This is a genomic window from Lentzea guizhouensis (genome assembly GCF_001701025.1).
GTDB classification, from domain to species: Bacteria; Actinomycetota; Actinomycetes; order Mycobacteriales; family Pseudonocardiaceae; genus Lentzea; species Lentzea guizhouensis.
Genome location: NZ_CP016793.1, coordinates 3390054 through 3410001 on the forward strand (window position 1 = coordinate 3390054; position 19948 = coordinate 3410001).

23 protein-coding genes are annotated in these 19948 nt (G+C 69.1%); 18 read left to right on the forward strand and 5 right to left on the reverse strand.

Translation table 11 applies throughout. The annotated features are described in order from the left end of the window. Positions 1-31 precede the first annotated feature (31 nt). From BBK82_RS17005 to BBK82_RS17015, 3 genes are all read right to left on the reverse strand, one after another. Positions 32-1117, reverse strand: coding sequence for a hypothetical protein (locus BBK82_RS17005; RefSeq protein WP_065915884.1), 1086 nt, complete (start codon positions 1115-1117; stop codon positions 32-34). Between the two features lie 76 nt (positions 1118-1193). Beyond that, positions 1194-2225, reverse strand: coding sequence for an o-succinylbenzoate--CoA ligase (gene menE / locus BBK82_RS17010; RefSeq protein WP_237048231.1), 1032 nt, complete (start codon positions 2223-2225; stop codon positions 1194-1196). A gap of 11 nt (positions 2226-2236) precedes the next feature. Beyond that, on the reverse strand, positions 2237-3139 hold the full coding sequence (locus tag BBK82_RS17015; protein WP_065915886.1) for a 1,4-dihydroxy-2-naphthoyl-CoA synthase: 903 nt from the start codon (positions 3137-3139) through the stop codon (positions 2237-2239). Positions 3140-3203: 64 nt separating this feature from the next. On the opposite strand from BBK82_RS17015, the gene menD reads away from it, so the two are divergent. The 5 genes from menD to BBK82_RS47560 all read left to right on the forward strand — a co-directional run bounded on the left by menD (position 3204) and on the right by BBK82_RS47560 (position 7292). Beyond that, positions 3204-4775, forward strand: coding sequence for a 2-succinyl-5-enolpyruvyl-6-hydroxy-3-cyclohexene-1-carboxylic-acid synthase (menD, locus tag BBK82_RS17020; protein WP_065915887.1), 1572 nt, complete (start codon positions 3204-3206; stop codon positions 4773-4775). 66 nt (positions 4776-4841) lie between these two features. Then, complete coding sequence (locus BBK82_RS17025) at positions 4842-6350, forward strand: M1 family metallopeptidase (RefSeq protein WP_065915888.1); 1509 nt, start codon at positions 4842-4844, stop codon at positions 6348-6350. A gap of 133 nt (positions 6351-6483) precedes the next feature. Next, complete coding sequence (locus BBK82_RS17030) at positions 6484-6672, forward strand: DUF397 domain-containing protein (protein WP_065915889.1); 189 nt, start codon at positions 6484-6486, stop codon at positions 6670-6672. 25 nt (positions 6673-6697) lie between these two features. Continuing rightward, on the forward strand, positions 6698-7144 hold the full coding sequence (locus tag BBK82_RS17035) for a DUF5753 domain-containing protein (RefSeq protein WP_154697355.1): 447 nt from the start codon (positions 6698-6700) through the stop codon (positions 7142-7144). After that, positions 7119-7292, forward strand: a complete 174-nt coding sequence (locus tag BBK82_RS47560; protein ID WP_071812623.1) for a DUF397 domain-containing protein — start codon at positions 7119-7121, stop codon at positions 7290-7292. Before BBK82_RS17035 ends, BBK82_RS47560 begins: the two co-directional genes overlap by 26 nt. Here the strand turns inward: BBK82_RS47560 and BBK82_RS17040 are convergent. Then, positions 7289-8521, reverse strand: a complete 1233-nt coding sequence (locus tag BBK82_RS17040; RefSeq protein WP_065915891.1) for an isochorismate synthase — start codon at positions 8519-8521, stop codon at positions 7289-7291. The genes BBK82_RS47560 and BBK82_RS17040 overlap by 4 nt on opposite strands. A 147-nt stretch (positions 8522-8668) precedes the next feature. On the opposite strand from BBK82_RS17040, the gene BBK82_RS17045 reads away from it, so the two are divergent. The 8 genes from BBK82_RS17045 (at position 8669) to BBK82_RS17080 (ending at position 13900) form a co-directional block, all read left to right on the forward strand. Beyond that, entirely contained in the window at positions 8669-9031 is a 363-nt protein-coding gene (locus tag BBK82_RS17045; protein ID WP_237048232.1) for a DUF3592 domain-containing protein, read from the forward strand. Positions 9032-9040: 9 nt separating this feature from the next. Beyond that, positions 9041-9982, forward strand: coding sequence for a 1,2-phenylacetyl-CoA epoxidase subunit PaaA (gene paaA, locus BBK82_RS17050; RefSeq protein WP_065915893.1), 942 nt, complete (start codon positions 9041-9043; stop codon positions 9980-9982). After that, the gene (gene paaB / locus BBK82_RS17055) at positions 9979-10263 is read left to right on the forward strand and encodes a 1,2-phenylacetyl-CoA epoxidase subunit PaaB (protein ID WP_065915894.1); all 285 of its coding nucleotides are present in this window, start codon (positions 9979-9981) and stop codon (positions 10261-10263) included. Before paaA ends, paaB begins: the two co-directional genes overlap by 4 nt. Next, positions 10260-11144, forward strand: coding sequence for a 1,2-phenylacetyl-CoA epoxidase subunit PaaC (gene paaC, locus BBK82_RS17060; protein WP_065915895.1), 885 nt, complete (start codon positions 10260-10262; stop codon positions 11142-11144). Before paaB ends, paaC begins: the two co-directional genes overlap by 4 nt. Then, a complete protein-coding gene (paaD, locus tag BBK82_RS17065; protein ID WP_065921138.1) occupies positions 11141-11632 on the forward strand; it encodes a 1,2-phenylacetyl-CoA epoxidase subunit PaaD in 492 nt (163 codons plus the stop codon). The genes paaC and paaD overlap by 4 nt, the downstream gene beginning before the upstream one ends. Next, positions 11633-12670, forward strand: coding sequence for a 1,2-phenylacetyl-CoA epoxidase subunit PaaE (gene paaE / locus BBK82_RS17070; RefSeq protein WP_065915896.1), 1038 nt, complete (start codon positions 11633-11635; stop codon positions 12668-12670). A gap of 111 nt (positions 12671-12781) precedes the next feature. Next, positions 12782-13156 carry a hypothetical protein gene (locus BBK82_RS17075; protein WP_154697356.1) on the forward strand — a complete coding sequence of 125 codons (375 nt, stop codon included), beginning with the start codon at positions 12782-12784 and terminating at the stop codon, positions 13154-13156. A 117-nt stretch (positions 13157-13273) separates the two neighbouring features. Then, positions 13274-13900 (forward strand): hypothetical protein, encoded by a 627-nt coding sequence (locus BBK82_RS17080; RefSeq protein WP_065915898.1) that lies wholly within the window; start codon positions 13274-13276, stop codon positions 13898-13900. Here BBK82_RS17080 and BBK82_RS17085 read toward each other — a convergent pair. Further along, entirely contained in the window at positions 13888-14724 is an 837-nt protein-coding gene (locus BBK82_RS17085; protein WP_065915899.1) for an inositol monophosphatase family protein, read from the reverse strand. The two genes, BBK82_RS17080 and BBK82_RS17085, sit on opposite strands and share 13 nt — an antisense overlap. Positions 14725-14869: 145 nt before the next feature. On the opposite strand from BBK82_RS17085, the gene BBK82_RS17090 reads away from it, so the two are divergent. Genes BBK82_RS17090 through BBK82_RS17110 form a run of 5 tightly spaced genes read left to right on the forward strand, consistent with a single transcriptional unit; the run spans position 14870 to position 19930 of the window. Next, positions 14870-15943, forward strand: a complete 1074-nt coding sequence (locus tag BBK82_RS17090; RefSeq protein ID WP_065915900.1) for a glycosyltransferase family 4 protein — start codon at positions 14870-14872, stop codon at positions 15941-15943. Beyond that, positions 15940-17037 carry a glycosyltransferase gene (locus BBK82_RS17095; protein WP_065915901.1) on the forward strand — a complete coding sequence of 366 codons (1098 nt, stop codon included), beginning with the start codon at positions 15940-15942 and terminating at the stop codon, positions 17035-17037. Before BBK82_RS17090 ends, BBK82_RS17095 begins: the two co-directional genes overlap by 4 nt. 34 nt (positions 17038-17071) lie before the next feature. Next, positions 17072-17782: a demethylmenaquinone methyltransferase gene (locus tag BBK82_RS17100; protein WP_065915902.1), complete on the forward strand. Its 711-nt coding sequence runs from the start codon at positions 17072-17074 to the stop codon at positions 17780-17782. 49 nt (positions 17783-17831) lie between these two features. Next, entirely contained in the window at positions 17832-19373 is a 1542-nt protein-coding gene (locus tag BBK82_RS17105) for an ATP-binding protein (protein WP_065915903.1), read from the forward strand. Beyond that, positions 19364-19930, forward strand: coding sequence for a hypothetical protein (locus BBK82_RS17110; protein ID WP_065915904.1), 567 nt, complete (start codon positions 19364-19366; stop codon positions 19928-19930). Before BBK82_RS17105 ends, BBK82_RS17110 begins: the two co-directional genes overlap by 10 nt. Positions 19931-19948: the final 18 nt, after the last annotated feature.

Sequence of the window (19948 nt, forward strand, 5' to 3'; positions counted from 1 at the left end):
TATGACCACCGGGGACCCGCCAAGGGGTGTATCAGCAGCTAGTCGCTCCGGAGACGCCCGCCACATACGCCTTGGCGATGTGCTTGCCGGACGCGATCCGGTACCAGATGTTCGACGTGCCCTGCGTGCCCGACACCGACTCGCCGGTCAGCTGGCAGGTGACCCGCACCTGCGCGTAGTTCGCGGCCAGACCCACCTGCGAGGTCGAGGAGTTCGCGCCGGAACGCACGTTCACCGTGCCGTTGGCCGCCGCCGTGCGCACCGTCCCGACAGGACCGGAGCCGGTCCACAGGTAGGTCACGGTCACCCACGCGTTGTTCGTGAGCTTGAGACCGTCCCAGAACGTGCCGTCGGCCAGGTCGATGCCCGCCGGGTTCGCGACCTCGCGGCCGAACTGGTCCTTGCCACCGTTGTAGTTGTTCTCGTACGCGGCCTGGGCTTCCGGCTTGCCCTGCGGCAGGTCCTTCCACATCTCGCGGGTCGCGGACGGGTTCCAGTAGTCGTCCTTGGTGTTCCACGGGCCGACGTCCCACACCGGCGCCCACTCGCAGCGGCCGTTCGACGCGCACACCTGCACGCTGTAGTTGCCGGAGTTGCGGCCGGCGAGGCCACGGCGTGACGGCAGGGCAACGAAGTGGTCGCGCGAACGAATCACGTGCCCGTTCGCCGTGGTACCACCGACGAGGCCCTCACGGGTGGCGTAGACGCGGTAGGAACGGCCGGGCGCCATGATCGAGACGTCCTCGGCGGCGGGCGCGTTGTACGCCGACACCTTCACCTTCGAGGCCTTGCCGCTGTTGAGGACCACCCGCGTCTGGATGGTCGAGGTGCTCACCGGCAACGTGGCCGGCGCCTCGTACCACTCGGTCCACTGGCCGTCCGGACGCTGTCCGCGCACATCGACGACGCCGTCGCCGGTCACCGCCGCCGTGACCGCGTTGGCGGGCCGCGCGAGTCTGTGCGACCCGAGCTCGACCAGGCCGATCCGCGGGGAGCCACCCCACGAGACGGCGTGCCCGCTCGCGTCGGCGGTCCACTCGTTCGAGGCGGCTTGGGCGGGTGACGCCAGTCCGACGGTCAACGCCGCCCCGACGACCAGCGGTATCAGGTAGCGCATGAGAAACCCCCATCGCCAACGCGCGCGGCCTGGGTCCGCGCGCTTCGCGGCGAGAGTCGTCCTGAGCGGTAAAGGTTCACCTAAAGGAGTCGGCCACCGCGGTCCGGTCCACCTTGCCAGGCCCGCGCAACGGCAGCTCGTGCACGAACCGCACCAGCTTGGGCGCCGCCACCCGGCCCACTTGCTCGGTCACCACGGCCTTGAGCTCGTCGACCGACGGCGTGCCCCCGCGCGTGACGACCGCGGCGGCCACGACCTGCCCCCACTCGTCGTCCCGCACACCGACGACACACGCCTCCAGCACGCCGTCGACCGTCGCCAAAGCCCTCTCCACCAGCACCGGAGGCACCTTCTCGCCGCCCGTGACGATCACGTCGTCCGCGCGCCCGAGCACCTCCAGCCGCCCGTCGCGCAGCCGCCCGAGGTCACCCGTCCGGAACCACTCGCCGAACGGGTCCGGGTTGCCGCGATACCCCAGCGCCAGCACCGGCCCGCTGATCTCGATGACGTCGTCCGTGCGCAGCGTGACGCCCGTGAGCGGCACACCGTCGTACACACACCCTCCGGCCGTCTCGCTCATGCCGTACGTGGTGACGACCTGCACCCCGAGCGCGCGCGCCTGCTGCAAGAGCTTCGGCGGGGTAGCGGCCCCGCCGATCAACACGCCGTCGAACTGCCGCAGCGCCTCCAGCCCCGGCCCCTCACCGATCACCAGCCGGGAGAGCTGGGTCGGCACCAGCGCCGTGTAGTGCCGCCCCGGCTCCGCCAGCACGGGCCGCGCGGCCTGCGCGAACCCCATGGCGCGAAAGCCCTTGGACATGTCCAGCACACCGGGCGCGGTGCCGGCGACGACCGACCGCACCAGCACCTGGATCCCGGCGATGTGGCTCGTCGGCAACGCCAGCAGCCACGTTCCCGCCCCACCGAGCCGCTCGTGCGTGGCCTCGGCGGACGTCGTCAACGCCTCGGCGTCGAGCAGCACGGTCTTGGGCTCGCCCGTCGACCCGGAGGTGGACACGCCGATCGCGGCCCGCTTCTCCCAGCCGTCGAGCGGCCCCTCGACCAGCGGCTCACCACCGCTGAGCGCCGCGCGCAGTTCGTCCAGCACGTCGCCGCTGCTCAGAAGTAGTACGGGTAGTCGGACCAGTCGGGGTCGCGCTTCTCCAGGAACGCGTCCCGCCCCTCGACGGCCTCGTCGGTCATGTACGCGAGCCGGGTCGTCTCCCCGGCGAACAGCTGCTGCCCCACCAACCCGTCATCGACCAGGTTGAACGCGTACTTGAGCATCCGCTGCGCCGTCGGCGACTTGCCGTTGATCTCCCGCGCCCACTGCAGCGCCGTGGTCTCCAGCTCGGCGTGCGGCACGACGGCGTTGACCGCGCCCATCTTGTGCATCTCCTCGGCGCTGTAGGTGCGCCCGAGGAAGAAGATCTCCCGCGCGAACTTCTGCCCGACCTGCCTCGCCAGGTAAGCCGACCCGTAGCCGCCGTCGAACGACCCGACGTCCGCGTCCGTCTGCTTGAACTTGGCGTGCTCCTCGCTCGCGATCGTGAGGTCGCACACCACGTGCAGGCTGTGCCCGCCCCCGGCCGCCCACCCCGGCACGACCGCGATGACGACCTTCGGCATGAACCGGATGAGCCGCTGGCACTCCAGGATGTGCAACCTGCCCGCCCGCGCCGGATCGACCGTCTCCGCCGTCTCGCCCGACGCGTACTGGTACCCGCTGCGCCCGCGAATCCGCTGGTCACCACCGCTGCAGAAGGCCCAGCCGCCGTCGCGCGGGCTCGGTCCGTTGCCGGTCAGCAGCACGCACCCGACGTCACTCGACATCCGCGCGTGGTCGAGCGCCCGGTACAGCTCGTCCACCGTGTGCGGCCGGAACGCGTTGCGCACCTCAGGCCGGTTGAAGGCGATGCGCACGGTGCCCTGGTCGAGCGCGCGGTGGTAGGTGATGTCGGTGAAGTCGAAGCCCTCGATCGGCTTCCACAACGACGGGTCGAAGAGGTCCTGGTCTGCCACGCTCCGAGACTCTAGGCGCACCTTGCTGAGGCGGCTCACAGAACGCTCCTGGGACAATCGAGGGATGAGTCCGTCAACGACGCAGGCGAGGGTGATCGTCGACGAACTGGTGCGCAACGGCGTCCGCCACGTCGTCCTGTGCCCCGGTTCGCGCAACGCCCCGCTGTCGTTCGCACTGCACCAGGCCGAACAGAAGGGCCTGCTGTCCCTGCACGTGCGGATCGACGAGCGCACCGCGGGCTTCCTCGCGCTCGGGCTGGCCAAGACCGGCACCCCGGCCGTGGTCACCTGCACGAGCGGCACCGCGGTCGCGAACCTGCACCCCGCGGTGGTCGAGGCGGAGCTCACGGGTGTGCCGTTGGTCGCGTTGACCGCGGACCGCCCGGTCGACCTCTACCGCACCGGCGCCAGCCAGACGATCAACCAGCACGACATCCTCGGCATCCAGACCCTCCACATGCCTGAGGCCGCCGATGAACCCACGACGCGAAGCTTGATCTGCCGCGCGATAGCGACCAACGGCCCGTCGCACGTCAACGTTCCGTTCCGCCCACCGCTCACGCCCAACGACGACGAGTGGCCCTCGTCCGAGCGCACCCCGTGGACGGTCACGGACCGCACGGTCGTCATCGAGACCAGGCCGTCCGACCTGCCCGCCCGCACGTTGGTGCTGCTCGGTGACGACCACCCGGAGCGCCTCGCGAAGGCCGCCGGCCTCGGCTGGCCGGTGATCGCCGAACCGACCGCTCCCGGTGGCTTCAGACTCGGGTCGTTGCTGCTCAACGCGGGTCTTCCTGACCACCTCGTGCCTGACGCGGTGCTCGTCGTCGGCCGGGTCACGCTGAGCCGCGGCCAGCAGGCGCTCCTCAGGGCCACCAAGACCGTGCACGCCGTCGGTGACCAGGCGCGCTGGCCGGACACGCAGTTCACCGCCACCCGCGCGTCGACCTGGCTGCCCGAGCCGGAGAGCGTCGACCAGGAGTGGGTGCAGGCGTGGCAGAGCGCGGTCAAGAACGTCAGCGCGGCCGTGGACGACCTGCTGGACGCGGAGCCGTGGCCGACCGGTCTGCACGTCGCACGCGAGCTGACGCAGGCCGTCCCGCCGAACGCGTTGCTGTTCGTGGGCTCCTCCAACCCGATCCGCGACGTCGACTTCGCCGGCGAGCGCCGCGACGACCTGCACGTCCACGCGAACCGGGGTGCCGCGGGCATTGATGGGAGCGTGTCCACGGCGATCGGGCTGGCGATCACACATGGTGGGCCCGCGTACGCGTTGATGGGCGACCTGACGTTCCTGCACGACATCAACGGGCTCATGGCCGACCACCGGCCGGACCTGACGATCGTGGTGCTCAACGACGACGGCGGCGGCATCTTCTCGTTGCTCGAACAGGGTGCGCCGGAACACGACAAGAGTTTCGAGCGAATTTTCGGCACACCGCACGGAGCTGATCTCGCGGCATTGTGCGCCGGGCACCGAATCAAATACTCCAAAGTGGACAGCAAGGAGGAGTTCCGTAGCGCACTTGCGCCACCGCAGGGCATCCAAGTGGTGGAAGTGCCCGCGAAAAGAGACGAACTGCGCTCTTTGCACCAACGTCTCAAGTCGACGGTGTCAATGGTTTTCAGCAGGTAGGAAACGCTGCGGAAACCTACGTAAGTCGGTGGCTCGCGCCCGAAACGGATGGATAGCGTCCGGCACATGTCGATCAGAACCAAGGCAACGGCCGCGGTCGCGTCCGCAGCCGCAGTGACGCTCTTCGCGGGAACGGCGCTCGCCGCGTCGCCCGGTGCCCCCGGCGCGGGCGACCCGTACTTCCCCGGTTACGGCAACGGCGGGTACGACGTCTCCCACTACGACATCAGGCTCAACTACAACCCCAACGGCGACCAGCTCTCCGGCACCACCACGATCCTCGCGAAGGCCACCGAGGACCTCACCCAGTTCAACCTGGACTTCCTGCTCAAGGTCAAGACGCTGCGGGTCAACAACGCCCCCGCGTCCTTCGTGCAGGACGGCGACGAGCTGGTCGTCACCCCGCGCGGCGGCCTGCGCAAGGGCCAGGACGTGACGGTCGTCGTGACCTACGCCGACGTCCCGTCGCAGGTCGAGGACCACAACGGCTACACGGCGTGGACGAAGACCCCCGACGGTGCCCTCGCCATCGGGGAACCGGAGATCGCGCGCTGGTGGTTCCCCGCCAACGACCACCCCACCGACAAGGCCACCTTCGACGTCAACGTCGCCGTCCCGGAGGGCGTCGAGGTCATCTCGAACGGCACCTTCCTCGGCAACACCCGTCAGATCAACGGCTGGACCCGCTGGAACTGGCGCAGCACCAAGCCGCAGGCCACCTACCTGACGTTCCTCACCATCGGCCAGTACGAGCTCCGCCAGTACGCGGCGCCCAACGGCCAGCCGGTCTTCAACGCCTACTCCACGCGCCTCGGCGACTCCACCGACGCCGCCAAGGCCAGCATCGAACGCACCCCCGAGGTCACCGAGTTCCTGGCCCAGAACTTCGGCCCGTACCCGTTCGAGGCACAGGGCGGCGTGGTCACGCCGGACCTCGGCTACGCGCTCGAGAACCAGACCCGCTCCACCTACGACGACGCCTTCTTCCGCCGCGGCGCCAACACCTACGTCGTCGCCCACGAGATCGCCCACCAGTGGTTCGGCGACTCGGTGTCCGTGCACCATTGGCGCGACATCTGGCTGAACGAGGGCTTCGCCTCCTACGCCGAGTTCCTGTGGTCCGAACACGTCGGCGAGGGCACGGCCCAGGAGAACGCCGACTTCGTCTACGACTCCTACCCGGCCGACGACGCGTTCTGGCAGGTCCTGCCCGGCGACCCCGGCGCGGACAACGTCTTCCACGGCGCCGTCTACGACCGCGGCGCACTCGCCGTGCACGCCCTGCGCGTGGCGGTGGGCGACGAGAAGTTCTTCGAGATCCTCAAGACCTGGCAGGCCGAGAAGAAGTACTCCGACGCCACCATCGAGGAGTTCATCGCGCTCGCCGAACGCATCTCCGGCCAGCAGCTCGACCAGCTGTTCCAGACCTGGCTCTTCACGAAGGGCAAGCCGGCCGCGGCCCCCGGTCGTGACGCCGCCGACGACGCCCAGGTCGCCGCGAAGAAGGTGGCCGCCGAGCCGAAGTCGCGCGCCAAGATCAAGCTGACGCACGAGCTGCTGGACGCGCACAAGTAATCGCGGGCGCTGAAACTGTCAGACCAGCTGAGTACGTTATGACGCAGGGGTTCCCAAAACGGGGGGACCCCTGCGTCAGCGTTCTCAGGCATGTTCGGCAGCGTGTTCGGCAACGTGGAGCGGGAGGATTCCGATGGCTCAGGACCGCGTTTGGCGCAAGAGCAGCTACAGCAACGGCACCCCGGAAGGCGACTGTGTCGAGGTGTCGGTGGCGCAGAACGTGCTCGTGCGCGACTCGAAGAACACGGCCGGCGAGATGCTCGAGTTCAGTGCGTCGGCGTGGAGGGCGTTTTCACCCGACCGAGCCAGTATCTTGGAATAAGGCCACGTCATGCCGGGCGACCGGGATGACCGTCGAGGAAAAGATCGCACCATTGGTGCAGATCAGGATGGATCGCCAGGCGATTCTGCGGAAGCACGATCGGCCGGATTGCTTGTTCTACATCCATGAATTCGTGCTGAGGCAGCAGTTCGGCGACGAGCACGTCATGGCGGACCAGTACCTGCAGTTGCTGTTCAACGTGAGCACGATCCGCGTTGTGCCGGCGGACGTGCCGCTGAACCCTGCCGGGATCTTGCTGTGGGAGCTCGAAAAAGCACTGCCGGTCGCGTACAGCGAGACCGATCTGACCCAGGTTTTCGTGCAGGATCCCGGTGCGATCGCACGAACCAGGTTGATCTTCGACCGTTTGGCTGAGGTCGCCTTGGATGAGGAACAATCGCGGAGGAAGCTGGCGGAGTACGTCAACTCGCCGCGAGAGGATCTCGATGACCCAGGATCGCACTTGGCGTAAGAGCAGCTACAGCAACGGAACGCCGGAGGGGGAGTGCGTCGAGGTCTCGGTCGCCCGGGACGTGCTCGTGCGCGACACCAAGGACCAGGCCGGTGAGGTGCTGACCTTCAGCACCTCCGCCTGGCGCGCGTTCCTCGAACAGGCCTAAAGCCCTTCCAGCGCCTCCCGCATCGGGCGCATCTTCGCGTGCGCCTCCTGCACCTCGCTGTCCGGATCCGAGTCCGCGACCAGCCCGCACCCGGCGAACAGCCGTGCCGTCGACCCGTTGATCTGCGCACACCGCAGCGCGATCCCGAGCTCGCCGTCGCCGTTCCCGTCGATCCACCCGACGGGCCCGGCGTACCGCCCGCGGTCCATGCCCTCCAGCTGCGCGATCAACCGGGTCGCGTCCAACCGCGGCGTGCCACCGACGGCCGCCGTGGGGTGCACGGCCTCGCCGAGGTGCAGCAGGGACGCAGACGACGACAACGTGCCGATGACGTCACTCGACAGGTGCGAGACGTTCGGCAGACGCAGCACCGACGGGCCGTCGACGGACATGGTCGAACAAAAGGGACGCAACGTCTCCGCGAGAGAGGTGATCGCGTACTCGTGTTCTTCGAGGTTCTTCTCGGAGGACATCAGTGCCAAGGCGAGTTCTTCGTCGCTGATGCCGTCGTGTGGCCATGTGGTGCCGGCGAGCACACGGGAGTCCACGACGGAACCGGTGCGTCGCAGCAGCAGTTCGGGCGTAGCGCCCACGAGCCCGTCGACCGCGTACGACCAGCACTCCGGATAGCGCCGTGCGAGGCCTTGGAGCACGAAGCGTTGGTCGATCCGTTTGTCGGTCACGGCGAGGAGGTCGTGGGCCAGCACGACCTTGCCGAGGTCGCCGTCGCGCATGCGGGCGACCGCCTCGCGCACGGCTTCGCGGTACTCGGTGACGGGCAGCTGGCCGTTCGCGTATCTGACCGCGGACGGGCGTGAGAGAGGTGCTTTGCGGGGGATCGAGTCGGCCGTGCCGATGGTGGTGACCCACTCCACACCGTTGCGGCGGCCCACGACGACCTCGGGGACGATCAGCACCGAGTCGCCGGGCTCGTCGGCGAACGCCATGGAGACGAACGCCACGGGGCCGCTGCCGGGTACGCCCAGCTCATCGTCTACGTCCAGGTGGCTCACGAACTCGCGCCACCACGCGTCGGCCTGGGCGAACCGGTCCGGCCCGCTCACCTCCAGGCGTGCGGCCTCGCCCCACCCGACCAGCCCGGAGCCGTCGCGCACCCACGCGAGGGCCTGGTCCGGGTTCGGCAGCAGTCCGAGCAGGTCACCGGCCCTGTCCTGCCTCGACCGGACGCGGATCCGCTGCCGTGCACGCGATGTGGGTGCTGATGTCACGCCTCGACTGTATGGACATGAACCTGAAAGCGTGGCACTCACCCGGCTCTAGACTTCTCAGTTGTGGTGGAGGACGCAGTGACCAAGCCGCCGCTCGGCGTACGCGTCCGCCGTGCGGTCGTCCGTGCTTTGTTCGTCGTCGGTGGGGTGGTCACGCTGATCTGCGTGCTGCTCCCACTCGCTTCCTGGCGCGACGATGTTGCCATTGAGAAGCGCATGGGTGAAGCGGTCGCACAGGTGGATTCGGTGGCTTTCAACAGGACCGTTGTGCGCTACGCCACACCGGACGGGCGGGTGATCATCCCGCCGCAGGGGGTCTTGTACCCGGAAGGCCTGAACGTCGGCGACAACGTGCGGGTCCAGTACGACCGGGGCAACCCGGAGCTGGTGCGCGTGGCGGGCCGGACGGCGGTGCTGTCGTTGTTGCCCGTCGGAACGTTCCTGGTGTCCGTCTGGGTGGTCATCGCCGCCGTTGTGACAGTTCTACGCAGATTCGGCACTCAGGTGTAACATCGATGCATGGCGGATGACCTGGAGCTGCGTTTCGAGCGCACGGTGCAAGCCGAGGCGCGCATCGAGCCGCGAGACTGGATGCCCGACGGCTACCGCAAGACGTTGATCAGACAGATCGCCCAGCACGCGCACTCCGAGATCATCGGCATGCAGCCGGAGGGCAACTGGATCTCGCGCGCGCCCTCGCTGCGGCGCAAGGCGATCCTGCTGGCGAAGGTGCAGGACGAGGCCGGGCACGGTCTCTACCTGTACTCGGCGACCGAGACGCTCGGCGCCGACCGCGAGGATCTGACGACCAAGCTCATCGAGGGCCGCCAGAAGTACTCCTCGATCTTCAACTACCCGACGCTCACCTTCGCGGACGTCGGTGTCATCGGCTGGCTGGTCGACGGCGCCGCGATCTGCAACCAGGTGCCGTTGTGCCGCACGTCCTACGGGCCGTACGCGCGCGCGATGATCCGCATCTGCAAGGAGGAGTCGTTCCACCAGCGCCAGGGCTACGAGCTGCTCATGACGATGATGCGCGGCACCCAGCAGCAGCGCGACATGGTGCAGGACTCGGTGAACCGGTGGTGGTGGCCGGCGCTGATGATGTTCGGCCCGCCGGACGCGGAGTCCACGAACACCGAGCAGTCGATGGCGTGGCGGATCAAGCGCGACACCAACGACGAGCTGCGGCAGAAGTTCGTGAACATGAGCGTGCCGCAGGCGGAGGCGCTCGGCGTGACGTTCCCCGATCCCGACCTGAAGTGGAACTCCGAGCGCGGGCAGTACGACTTCGGCTCGCCGGACTGGGACGAGTTCTGGCAGGTCGTCAAGGGCGGCGGCGTCTGCAACGAGCAGCGCATCGCCCACCGGCGCAAGGCGCACGAAGACGGCGCATGGGTCCGTGAGGCCGCTGCCGCACACGCTGCCAAGGCCGCTGTTGCGAAGGAAGGTGCCGCGTGAGCGCGTCTTGGCCGCTGTGGGAAGTGTTCGTGCGGGGCAAGCGCGGCCTGAACCACGTGCACGTCGGTTCGCTGCACGCACCCGACGCGGAGATGGCGCTGCGCAACGCCCGTGACGTCTACACGCGCCGTAACGAGGGCGTGTCGATCTGGGTGGTCCCCGCTGCTGCGATCACGGCGTCGTCGCCCGACGAGAAGGACCCGTTCTTCGCGCCGTCCGGCGACAAGGTGTACCGGCATCCGACGTTCTACGCGATCCCAGAGGACGTGCCGCACCTATGAGCTTCGACAATGCGTACGAGTCGCTCCTCGGTGGTGAGGACGCGCACTGGGCGTTCGGCACGGGCTTCTCCGACGCGCTGGTGGGCGTCAACCGCGAGTTCCCCGCCGATGTTGACCAAGAGGCGCTCGCCGCGTACTGCCTGATGCTCGGCGACGACGCGCTGATCATGTCGCAGCGCCTGTCCGAATGGTGCTCGCGGGCTCCCGAGCTCGAAGAGGACATCGCGCTCGCCAACATCGCCCTGGACCTCCTCGGCCAGGCCCGGATGCTGCTCACGCGGGCCGGCGAGGTGCTCGGCAAGTCCGAGGACGACCTCGCCTATCTGCGTGACGAGCGCGAGTTCCGCAACGTGCACCTCGCCGAGATCGACTGCGGCCCCGGCCCCGGCGGTGACTTCGGCACCACGATCGCGCGCCTGCTGGTGTTCTCGTCGTGGCGGCTGGCGCTGTTCTCGCGGTTGCGCGGCTCGGCAGACCCGGTGCTCGCCGCCGTGGCCGAGAAGGGCCTGAAGGAGCTGGCGTACCACCGCGACCACGCCGCGCAGTGGACCGTGCGCCTCGGCGACGGCACCGACGAGTCGCACCGGCGCATGCAGGCCGGCTTGAACCGCGTGTGGCCGTTCGTGGACGAGCTGTTCGCCGTGCACCCGGTCGAGTCGCGCCTGGAGGGCGTGGCGGTCGACCCGGCGTCGCTGCGTTCCGAAGTGGACGGTGTGCTGGAGGCCGTGTTCTCGGCCGCGGGGCTGTCCAGGCCTGTTGATGTTCGCGCCGCTCGGGTGGCGGGCATGGCCGGTCGCGACGGCGTGCACACCGAGTCCATGGGCTACCTGCTCGCCGAGATGCAGCACCTCTACCGCTCACTGCCGGGAGCCGTGTGGTGAGCACGGCACTGGAGATCGCGTCGGCTGTGCGGGACCCGGAGCTCCCGGTCCTCACGCTGGCGGACCTCGGCGTGCTGCGCGACGTGTCCGAAGAGGACGGACGCGTCGTCGTCACCATCACCCCGACCTACTCGGGCTGCCCCGCGATCGACGAGATGGGCGCCGACCTGCGCCGTTCGCTGCTGGCCGCGGGCTACTCGGCGGTCGAGGTGAGGCTGTCGCTCTCGCCGGCCTGGACCACGGACTGGATCAGCGCTTCCGGGCGCGCGAAACTGGCCTCCGCCGGCATCGCACCGCCGTCCCGCATCGGCCCGTCGGTCGCCGGCCCGGTGCCGCTGAACCTGGTGCCGCCGTCGCGCCAGGTGGCGTGCCCGCAGTGCGGCTCGCCGAACACGGTGGAGATTTCCCGCTTCGGCTCGACCGCGTGCAAGGCGCTGCGCCGCTGCAACGCCTGCTCCGAGCCCTTCGAGCACGTCAAGGAGATCTGAGTGGCCCGCGTTGCCTTCCACAAGCTGACGGTCGCCCGCGTCGACCGCCTCTGCGACGACGCCGCGGCCGTGACGTTCGACGTGCCCGCCGAGCTCGCGGACGAGTTCACCTTCTCGGCCGGCCAGTACCTGACCCTGCGCCAGGGCGACGAACGCCGCTCGTACTCGATCTGCGCGCCCGCCGGCTCCGCTCCCCGCATCGGCGTCCGCCGCGTCGACGGCGGTGCCTTCTCGTCGTGGCTCGTCGACCGGCTCGCGGTCGGCGACGTGGTCGAGGTCATGCCGCCGCTGGGCAAGTTCACGCCGACCGGTTCCGGCACCCACCACGGCTTCGTCGTCGCCGGCTCGGGCATCACACCGGCGCTGTCGATCGCCGCGACCGTCCTGGCCACTGGTGCCCGCGTGACGCTCCTGTACGGCAACCGCAGCACGAACACCGTGATGTTCGCCGACGAGCTCGCCGACCTGAAGGACCGCTATCCGGCGACTTTGCAGCTCATCCACGTCCTGTCGCGCGAACCGCGGGACGTGGAGCTGTTCACCGGCCGGTTGGACGCTTCGAAGCTGTCTGCGCTGTTCGACTCGGTCGTGCCGTTCGAGGGCATCGACGAGTGGTGGCTGTGCGGGCCGTACGAGATGGTCCAGGACGCGACCTCGGTGTTGCGGGACCGTGGTGTTTCCCCGGACCGCGTGCACCACGAGCTGTTCTACGTCGACGAGCCGCCGCCTCCGCCGCGCCGGGTGGAGGCCGTGGTGGAGTCCGCGGCGTCCGTCACCGTCGTGTTGGACGGCAAGTCGACCACGCTGCCCCTACCCGCCGACGAGCCGATCTTGGATGCCGCTCAGCGGGTGCGTGCTGACCTGCCGTTCGCTTGCAAGGGCGGTGTGTGCGGCACGTGCCGTGCGTTGGTGACGGATGGCACGGTGGAGATGCGGCGGAACTACGCGCTCGACGAGTCGGAGGTGGCGGCGGGGTTCGTGCTGACGTGTCAGGCGCTGCCGACGAGCGAGAAGGTGACTGTCGACTTCGACGCCTGATCGGAGCAGCGTGTTACTCCTTTGAGACCACATGTTCCATGTGGCATGGATTCCTCGACGAGTCACGTCGAGGCACGACCCACCTGGTCGTCGCGGTGTTCGTTCGACCTCGTGATCTGGACGCGATCCGGTCGGCCAGTCCGCGACTCCGAGGACGTCCACGCCCGTCAGCTCTGCCTGTCCGCGGCCGCGACCTGGCTCCAAGAACTCGGTGTCACCCGGCTCGCCATCGAGAGCTGCGCACACCAGGACGTCCGTGACCGGCAGACACTCGCCGCGGTGCTGGAGAAGGTGGACGATCCGTTCACCTACGAGCACCTGCGGCCTGCGGAGGACCCGTTGTTGTGGGCGAGCGATGCGCTCGCGTGGTGCTTCGGAGCGGGCGGCGACTGGCGGCAGCGCGTTCAGCCGATGCTCGACGCGGTCGTGAAGCTCGACCAATGCGCGGAAAGCGCGAAACCCGGCAACCGACCGTCCGGACGGTGAACCGGGTCCACTTCCGGCTCCTACTGGAACCGACGCCAAAACTATAGCAGCGATGATGTACGACCAGTAACTCCAGCTTGCCGACGAACGCGCCCCGAACGTGGCACGATCACCGGCGTGGGGGTCGTGATCCGCTCAGCGCTCTGGGGTGCCGGCATCGGTGCCCTCGTCGTCGGCGCCTTCGTCACGATCGTCGACGTGGCGATCCCGTCGCCGCCCGAGTCCACGGCCTCGCTGGCCGTCCGGGTCGTCGCGATCCTCCTCTTCGCCCTGACCTTCGGTGCCCTGCCCGGCGCGCTGGTGGGCACCGGTGTCGGCGCGCTGCGGCGTTCGCTCGAGCCGAAGCAGCCCAAGCAGGCGCGTCCGCTGCCCCCGCCGGTCCCGCAGCAGCCCTACGACATGTGGTCCGAGCTGGTCGAGCGGTGCGCGGAGAGCACCAGGAGGGTCGCGGCGGCCGTGCAGACGGTGCCGAGGTCACCGGCCAAGGAGTGGTTGCAGCGCATCAGCGAGCAGTTGGCGGGGGAGCTCGACGACGTTCGCGGCATCGCGCAGCTCGGCAGGGCGTTGGGGGCCGTGGACCGGCAGCACCCCGTCTACCAGCGGCTGCTGAAGGCCACGCACGACTTCCACCAGTTCGAGAACGAGGTGGGACGGGTCGCGTTGCAGATGTTCGACCACCCGGAGCTCGACGAGGCGCGCACGCACCTCGAAGTGCTCGAACGACAGCTCCCTCAGCTCAGTTGACCGTTCAGCGCCGACTGCCACCAGCCGAGGACCTCGTCCGCGGCGTCCGGTGCTGCCACCAGCAGGCCGTCCGCGGGCAGCTGGGCGCCCTCGCCGCGCCTGTCGAGCACCACGGCGCCCGACTCGACGGCCAGCGACACGGCGCCCGCGACGTCCCACTCGTGGTAGCCGTGCAGCACGGCGGCGGCGACGTGGCCGAGCGCCACCTGTGCCACGGCCAGGCACTTCGAGCCGAGTACGCGCACGCCCGTGCCTGCTATCGCCGCCGTGGAGATGAACTCACCCATGCCCGGCCACGGGCCCGTGCGGGTCATTTCTGTGCAGACGACCAACGAGTCGCCCTGGCGTTCGGTGAGGCGGACCGGGGTGCCGTTGGCACGCATGCCGCGGCCGCGGGCGGCAGCGTAGATTTGCGACCTGTACGGATCGGCGACCACGCCGACTACCGGGCCCCACCTGTCCACGAGTGCGAGGCTGTAGGCGCACCAGGGCATGCCGGCCGTGTAGTTGGCGGTGCCGTCGACCGGGTCGACCACCCAGCGGAACTCCGAGTCGCCGGGGACGTCGGCGTCGGAGTTTTCACAGAAGACCGGAATGGACGGGAACTCAGCGGTGAGCACGCGTCGGGTGTGGCGTTCGAGAGTGCGGTCGGTGTCGGTGACCCAGTCGAACGGTGACTCGTCGGAGTCGGGCCGCACGCCGCGGCCGGCTGTGGCCATGATGACGTCCGAGGCGTCGTTCGCCAGGCGACCAGCCACTTCCAGCGCGACGGACACCAGTCCGGGGTCGACTGGATGCGCGGGACGGGACGACAAGACGGTCATGCTGTCCTAGTCTCACCGCTTCGGGTGACCGGAACACGACCGCCAGGTGACCAAACGACGATCACCTGGCCACGACGTGAGGTGTTCTGACCGCGTCAAATTTCGCGTCACGCGGACTTCACACCAGCACTACAAGGTAGGTTCTGTGCGCGTAGCGATCGTGACCGAGAGCTTCCTGCCCCAGGTGAACGGGGTGACCAACTCCGTGCTCCGCGTCCTGGAGCACTTGCGCCGCAGAGGCCACGAGGCCATGGTGGTCGCTCCTGGCGCCGGCGACGACTCCGTCCACGGCACGCCCGTCATGAGAGTGCCCGCCGTCGACGTGCCGATCGTGACGAGCCTCCCCATCGGTGTTCCCAGCCCCAAGGTGCTGCACGCCGTTGCTGACTTCGGACCGGACGTGGTGCACCTCGCGTCGCCGTTCGTGCTGGGCGCGTACGGGCTCAGAGCCGCGCGCAAGCTCGACGTGCCGACCGTCGCCGTCTACCAGACCGACGTCGCCGGGTTCGCCGGCAGCTACGGCCTCGGCCTCACCAAGCGCGCCGCGTGGCGGTGGACCAAGCGCCTGCACACGCTCGCCGACCGCACGCTGGCGCCGTCCAGCTCGGCGGTCGAGGCGCTGGAGGAGCACGGGGTGCCGCGCGTGCACCGCTGGGGCCGCGGCGTCGACATCGAGCTCTTCCACCCGCGTCCGCGCCAGAACGACCAGCTCACCGTGGGCTACGTCGGCCGGCTCGCGCCGGAGAAGCAGGTGCACCGGCTGCGTGAGATCCACGACCTGCCCGGCGTGAAGCTGCGCGTCATCGGCGACGGGCCCGACCGCCAGCAGCTGGAGAAGGACCTGCCGAACGCGGAGTTCCTCGGGTTCAAGAACGGCGAGGCGCTGGCCGACGCGTACGCGTCGTTGGACGTCTTCATCCACACAGGTCCGCACGAGACGTTCTGCCAGACGGTCCAGGAGGCGCTGGCGAGCGGTCTGCCCGTGCTCGCCCCGAACGTCGGCGGGCCGCGTGACCTGGTTGACCACGGCCGGACCGGGTACCTGTTCGAGGACGACATCGCGCAGTACGTGGACCTGCTGCGCGACCCGCTGCTGCGCAAGAGGTTCGGCCTCGCCGCCCGCAAGTCGGTGCTCACCCGCACCTGGCCCGCGGTCTGCGACGAGCTGCTGGGTCACTACGCTGCGGTAATCGGACTCACTCACCAGGCGGCCGCTTGAGGATCGTTCAGCTAGCCAACTTCTACGGACCACGGTCGGGCGGTCTCCGCACGGCTCTGCACCACCTGGGCGCCGGCTACGTGCAGTCGGGCCACGAGGTGGTGCTCGTCGTACCCGGCGACCGGCACGCGGACGAGGTGCTCGAGAACGGTGTGCGGCGCATCACGATGCCCGCCGTCAAGATCCCGTACACCGGCGGTTACCGCGTCGTGGACCCGTGGCGGGTCAAGGCGCTGATGGAGCAGATCAAGCCGGAACGGCTGGAGGTCTCCGACCGGCTCACGTTGCGCGGCATGGGCGCGTGGGCCAGCGAGCGGGGCATCCCGAACGTCGTGATCTCGCATGAACGCCTCGACCGGCTGCTGCAGTTCGTGCTGCCGGAGAGCCCCGCGGTGAAGGGCGCCGACTGGGCGAACCGCCGCATGGCCGCCTCCTACGACACGGTCGTCTGCACGACCGGGTTCGCCCGCGAGGAGTTCGACCGGATCGGTGCCGCGAACGTCACGCAGGTGCCGCTCGGCGTCGACCTGGCGACGTTCACGCCGTTGCGGCACTCCCTGGACCTGCGCCGAGAGCTGTTGCGCGGCAAGGAGAACCTACTGGTCCACTGTGGCCGGTTGTCGCCGGAGAAGCACGTCGAACGCTCCGTCGACACGCTGGCCGAACTGCACGAGCAGGGCCATTCCGCGCACCTGGTGATCGCCGGCGACGGCCCGCGCAGGTCCTCTTTGGAGAAGCGCGCGGCCGGCCTGCCGGTGACGTTCCTCGGCTTCGTGAAGTCGCGTCTCGACGTGGCCGACCTGCTGGCGTCCGCCGACCTGTCGCTCGCGCCGGGCCCGCACGAGACGTTCGGCCTCGCCGCCCTGGAGGCACTCGCGAGCGGCACGCCGGTCGTGGTGAGCCAGAGCAGCGCGCTGAAGGAGATCGTGCAACCGTCGTGCGGCGCCGCCGTCGACGACCACGCTCCCGCCTTCGCCGCCGCCGCCGAACGCCTGCTCGCCTCGGGTTCACGAGAGGCTGCGCGCGCCCGTGCCGAGGAGTACCCGTGGCACGCGGCGGTGGACGGCATGCTGAGCGCACTGCGGGTGCCGTAGTGGCCTCTCAGTGGCACTGACCTAGGCTTCTGGCATGTCGCGAGCAGGTTTGGACAAGAACCCCCGCGAGGTCGCCGAGATGTTCGACGGCGTGGCCAAGGGCTACGACCGCACGAACTCGGTCATGACCATGGGCTTCGACCGCCGCTGGCGGGAGTGGAGCCGGCGCGTGCTCGACGCCCGCCCCGGCGAGAAGGTGCTCGACCTCGCCGCGGGCACCGCCGTGTCCACGGTCGAGTACGCCGCGTCCGGCGCCTGGTGCGTCGCCGCCGACTTCTCCGTCGGCATGCTCGCCTCCGGCGCCCACCGCCGCGTCCCCAAGGTCGCCGCCGACGCCCTGCGCCTGCCGTTCCAGGACAACTCCTTCGACGCCGTCACGGTGTCCTTCGGCATCCGCAACTTCAACGACACCGTCCTCGCCCTGCAGGAGATGGCCCGCGTCACGAAGCCCGGCGGCCGCATGGTGATCTGCGAGGTCTCCACCCCGGTGTGGAAGCCGTTCCGCTTCGTCTACATGCGCTACCTGCTGAAGCTGCTGCCGCTGATCGCCCGGTTCGTCTCCTCGAACCCGGCCGCGTACAAGTACCTGTCCGAGTCGATGGCGGCGTGGCCGGACCAGCGCTCTCTGGGCGAACTGATCTCTCAAGCCGGCTGGGAAGACGTGGCCTGGCTCAACCTGACCGGCGGCATGGTCGCCCTGCACCGCGCCACCAAGCCGAAGCCGAAGGCCGACGAGCAGGACTGATCCGCCGAACGGCTGGAGCCGAACGAGCCCACCCGGCACACTGGGCCAGGTGAGCGAGGCGCCGCGTACCGCCAACGACATCGGGCAGAACCACGGCAACACCGTGCAGGCGGGGACCGTCGGCCACATCTCCATCGGTGGCGCACCGGACACGTTGCCCGTGCCGAGGCAGCTGCCGCGGGTGGTTCCCGCTTTCACGGGCAGGACCGAGCACCTGGCCGCACTGGACGAGCTGCTGGTCGGCAGGAGGACGATCGCGGCCGTGGTGGGCGCCGCGGGCATCGGCAAGACCGCGTTGGTCGTGCGGTGGGCGCACCGGGTCCAGGACCGTTTCCCCGACGGCACGCTCCACGTCGACCTGCGCGGCTATGGCCCCGGTGAACCGGCCTCTCCGAGCGACGTGCTCGCCGGTTTCCTCGGTGCGCTGGGGATCTACCCGGAACGCGTGCCGCTGCAGTTCGACGACCGGGTGGCGATGTACCGGTCGGAGGTCGCCGGGAAACGCGTGCTGGTCGTGCTCGACAACGCGAAAGACGTGGCTCAGGTGCGCCCGCTGGTGCCCGGCGAACCAGGGTGCGCGGTAGTGGTGACCAGCCGGGCCGACCTCAAAGGGCTTGTGGTCAATGATGGCGCGCAGCGGATCCAGTTGCAGCTGTTCCACGAGCACGAGGCAGTGGACCTGGTCGTCGCCGTGCTCGGCCGACGTGCGCAACCCGGTGCTGTGGCCGAGTTGGTCCGAGCATGCGCCCGGTTGCCGCTGGCGATCAGGGTGGCGGCCGGGCGGATCGCGACTCATCACGACCTGACGATCACCGAACTGGTGCAGGAGCTCGCCGTGGAACACCGCAGGTGGGACGCGCTGAGCATTCGGTCGGATGAGAACGGCGCGGTGCGGACGGTCTTCGACTGGTCTTACCGAAAGCTGCCGGCTGACCAGCAGCTGATGTTCCGCAGGCTCGGGCTGCACCCGACGCCGGAGATCAGTGCGCACGCGGCTGCCGCACTGTTCGGGGCAGACCTGCCGCAAGTGCGAGCGCTGCTGGAAGACCTCGCTGACCAGCACATGATCGAGATCGCCGACCGGGACCGCTACACCTGCCACGACCTGTTGCGCGCTTACGCGGCAGACCTCGCCCAGGAAGACGACGACTGGGAACAGGCGCACCGGCGAATGATCGAGTGGTACGCCCACCACGCCAGGAACGCGTACCGCATGGTCCACCCGATCCGAATGGTCCTCCACGACCGCTTCTCCCTGGTCAACGATGGCCAGCCGAAACTCGTCTTCGCAGGCCGGTCGAAGCCGTCGCGTGGGGCAAGGTCGAGTCCAGCAACGCGATCGCCGCCGTGCGTGCGGCGGCGCGCCACGGCTATCACGTGGCCACCCTGCTCATGGGGGACATCTCCACCGGCCTGCTGGTCATGGTCGGCAACGGGGACGGTGCGCGGGAGGTGTGTCTGCGCGGCCTCGTTGCCGCCCGTGCGCTCGGTGACAGGCTGGCCCAGTGTTGGTTGCTGCACAGCCTCGGCCAGCTGTACCGATGGGTCGAACGCGGGCACAGGTCGGCCAGCGTCCTCCACATGGCGCTGAGGCTCGCCCGTGAGCTGCAAGATCCGGTGATGCAGGCCGAGGTGCTCTGCCAGCTCGGCTGGGGCAGCCTTCAGCACGACCGCTTCAGCGAGGCTCGTGGGTACCTGGAAGCCGCGCGTCAGGTGATCATCGGCCAGGAGGGGTACCTGCTCAGCTTCATCGAGTTCGGCCTGAGTGGGGTTTTCGCGGGACTCGGCCACCACAGAAGAGCGTTCTGGCATGCAAACGTCAGCCTCGGCCTGCTGCACGCCGATGTCGGCGGTGCAGCTTCCCGCCCACTGCAAGCGATGGCGCGCGCCCGGCAGATGGCGGGGGATCACGTCGATGCGGTCGCATTGTGCAAGCGTGCGTTGAGGGCCGAGAGTGCGTATGAGGCGCCGCGAATACACGCTCTGCTGATGGAAACGCTCGGTGAGTCACTCAGGGGCACAGGTGACGTCGAACGGGCGATCGGCTGTTGGCGTGAGGCGTTGACGATCTTCGAAGAAGGCGGCGACCACCGCGCTCCCGAGCTGAGGGACCGGCTGGCGAAGCTGGTCTCAGCAACGTCCGGTTAGGCTCGCAAGAGAGTCACG

Coding starts and splice junctions, on each gene's coding strand:
- BBK82_RS17025 (WP_065915888.1), top strand. CDS start 4,842: ATGTCGATCAGAACCAAGGCAACGGCCGCGGTCGCGTCCGCAGCCGCA.
- paaC (WP_065915895.1), top strand. CDS start 10,260: ATGAGCTTCGACAATGCGTACGAGTCGCTCCTCGGTGGTGAGGACGCG.
- BBK82_RS17100 (WP_065915902.1), top strand. CDS start 17,072: ATGTCGCGAGCAGGTTTGGACAAGAACCCCCGCGAGGTCGCCGAGATG.
- BBK82_RS17030 (WP_065915889.1), top strand. CDS start 6,484: ATGGCTCAGGACCGCGTTTGGCGCAAGAGCAGCTACAGCAACGGCACC.
- BBK82_RS17085 (WP_065915899.1), bottom strand. CDS start 14,724: ATGACCGTCTTGTCGTCCCGTCCCGCGCATCCAGTCGACCCCGGACTG.
- BBK82_RS17005 (WP_065915884.1), bottom strand. CDS start 1,117: ATGCGCTACCTGATACCGCTGGTCGTCGGGGCGGCGTTGACCGTCGGA.
- BBK82_RS47560 (WP_071812623.1), top strand. CDS start 7,119: ATGACCCAGGATCGCACTTGGCGTAAGAGCAGCTACAGCAACGGAACG.
- paaA (WP_065915893.1), top strand. CDS start 9,041: ATGGCGGATGACCTGGAGCTGCGTTTCGAGCGCACGGTGCAAGCCGAG.
- BBK82_RS17110 (WP_065915904.1), top strand. CDS start 19,364: ATGGCGCTGAGGCTCGCCCGTGAGCTGCAAGATCCGGTGATGCAGGCC.
- menD (WP_065915887.1), top strand. CDS start 3,204: ATGAGTCCGTCAACGACGCAGGCGAGGGTGATCGTCGACGAACTGGTG.
- BBK82_RS17035 (WP_154697355.1), top strand. CDS start 6,698: ATGACCGTCGAGGAAAAGATCGCACCATTGGTGCAGATCAGGATGGAT.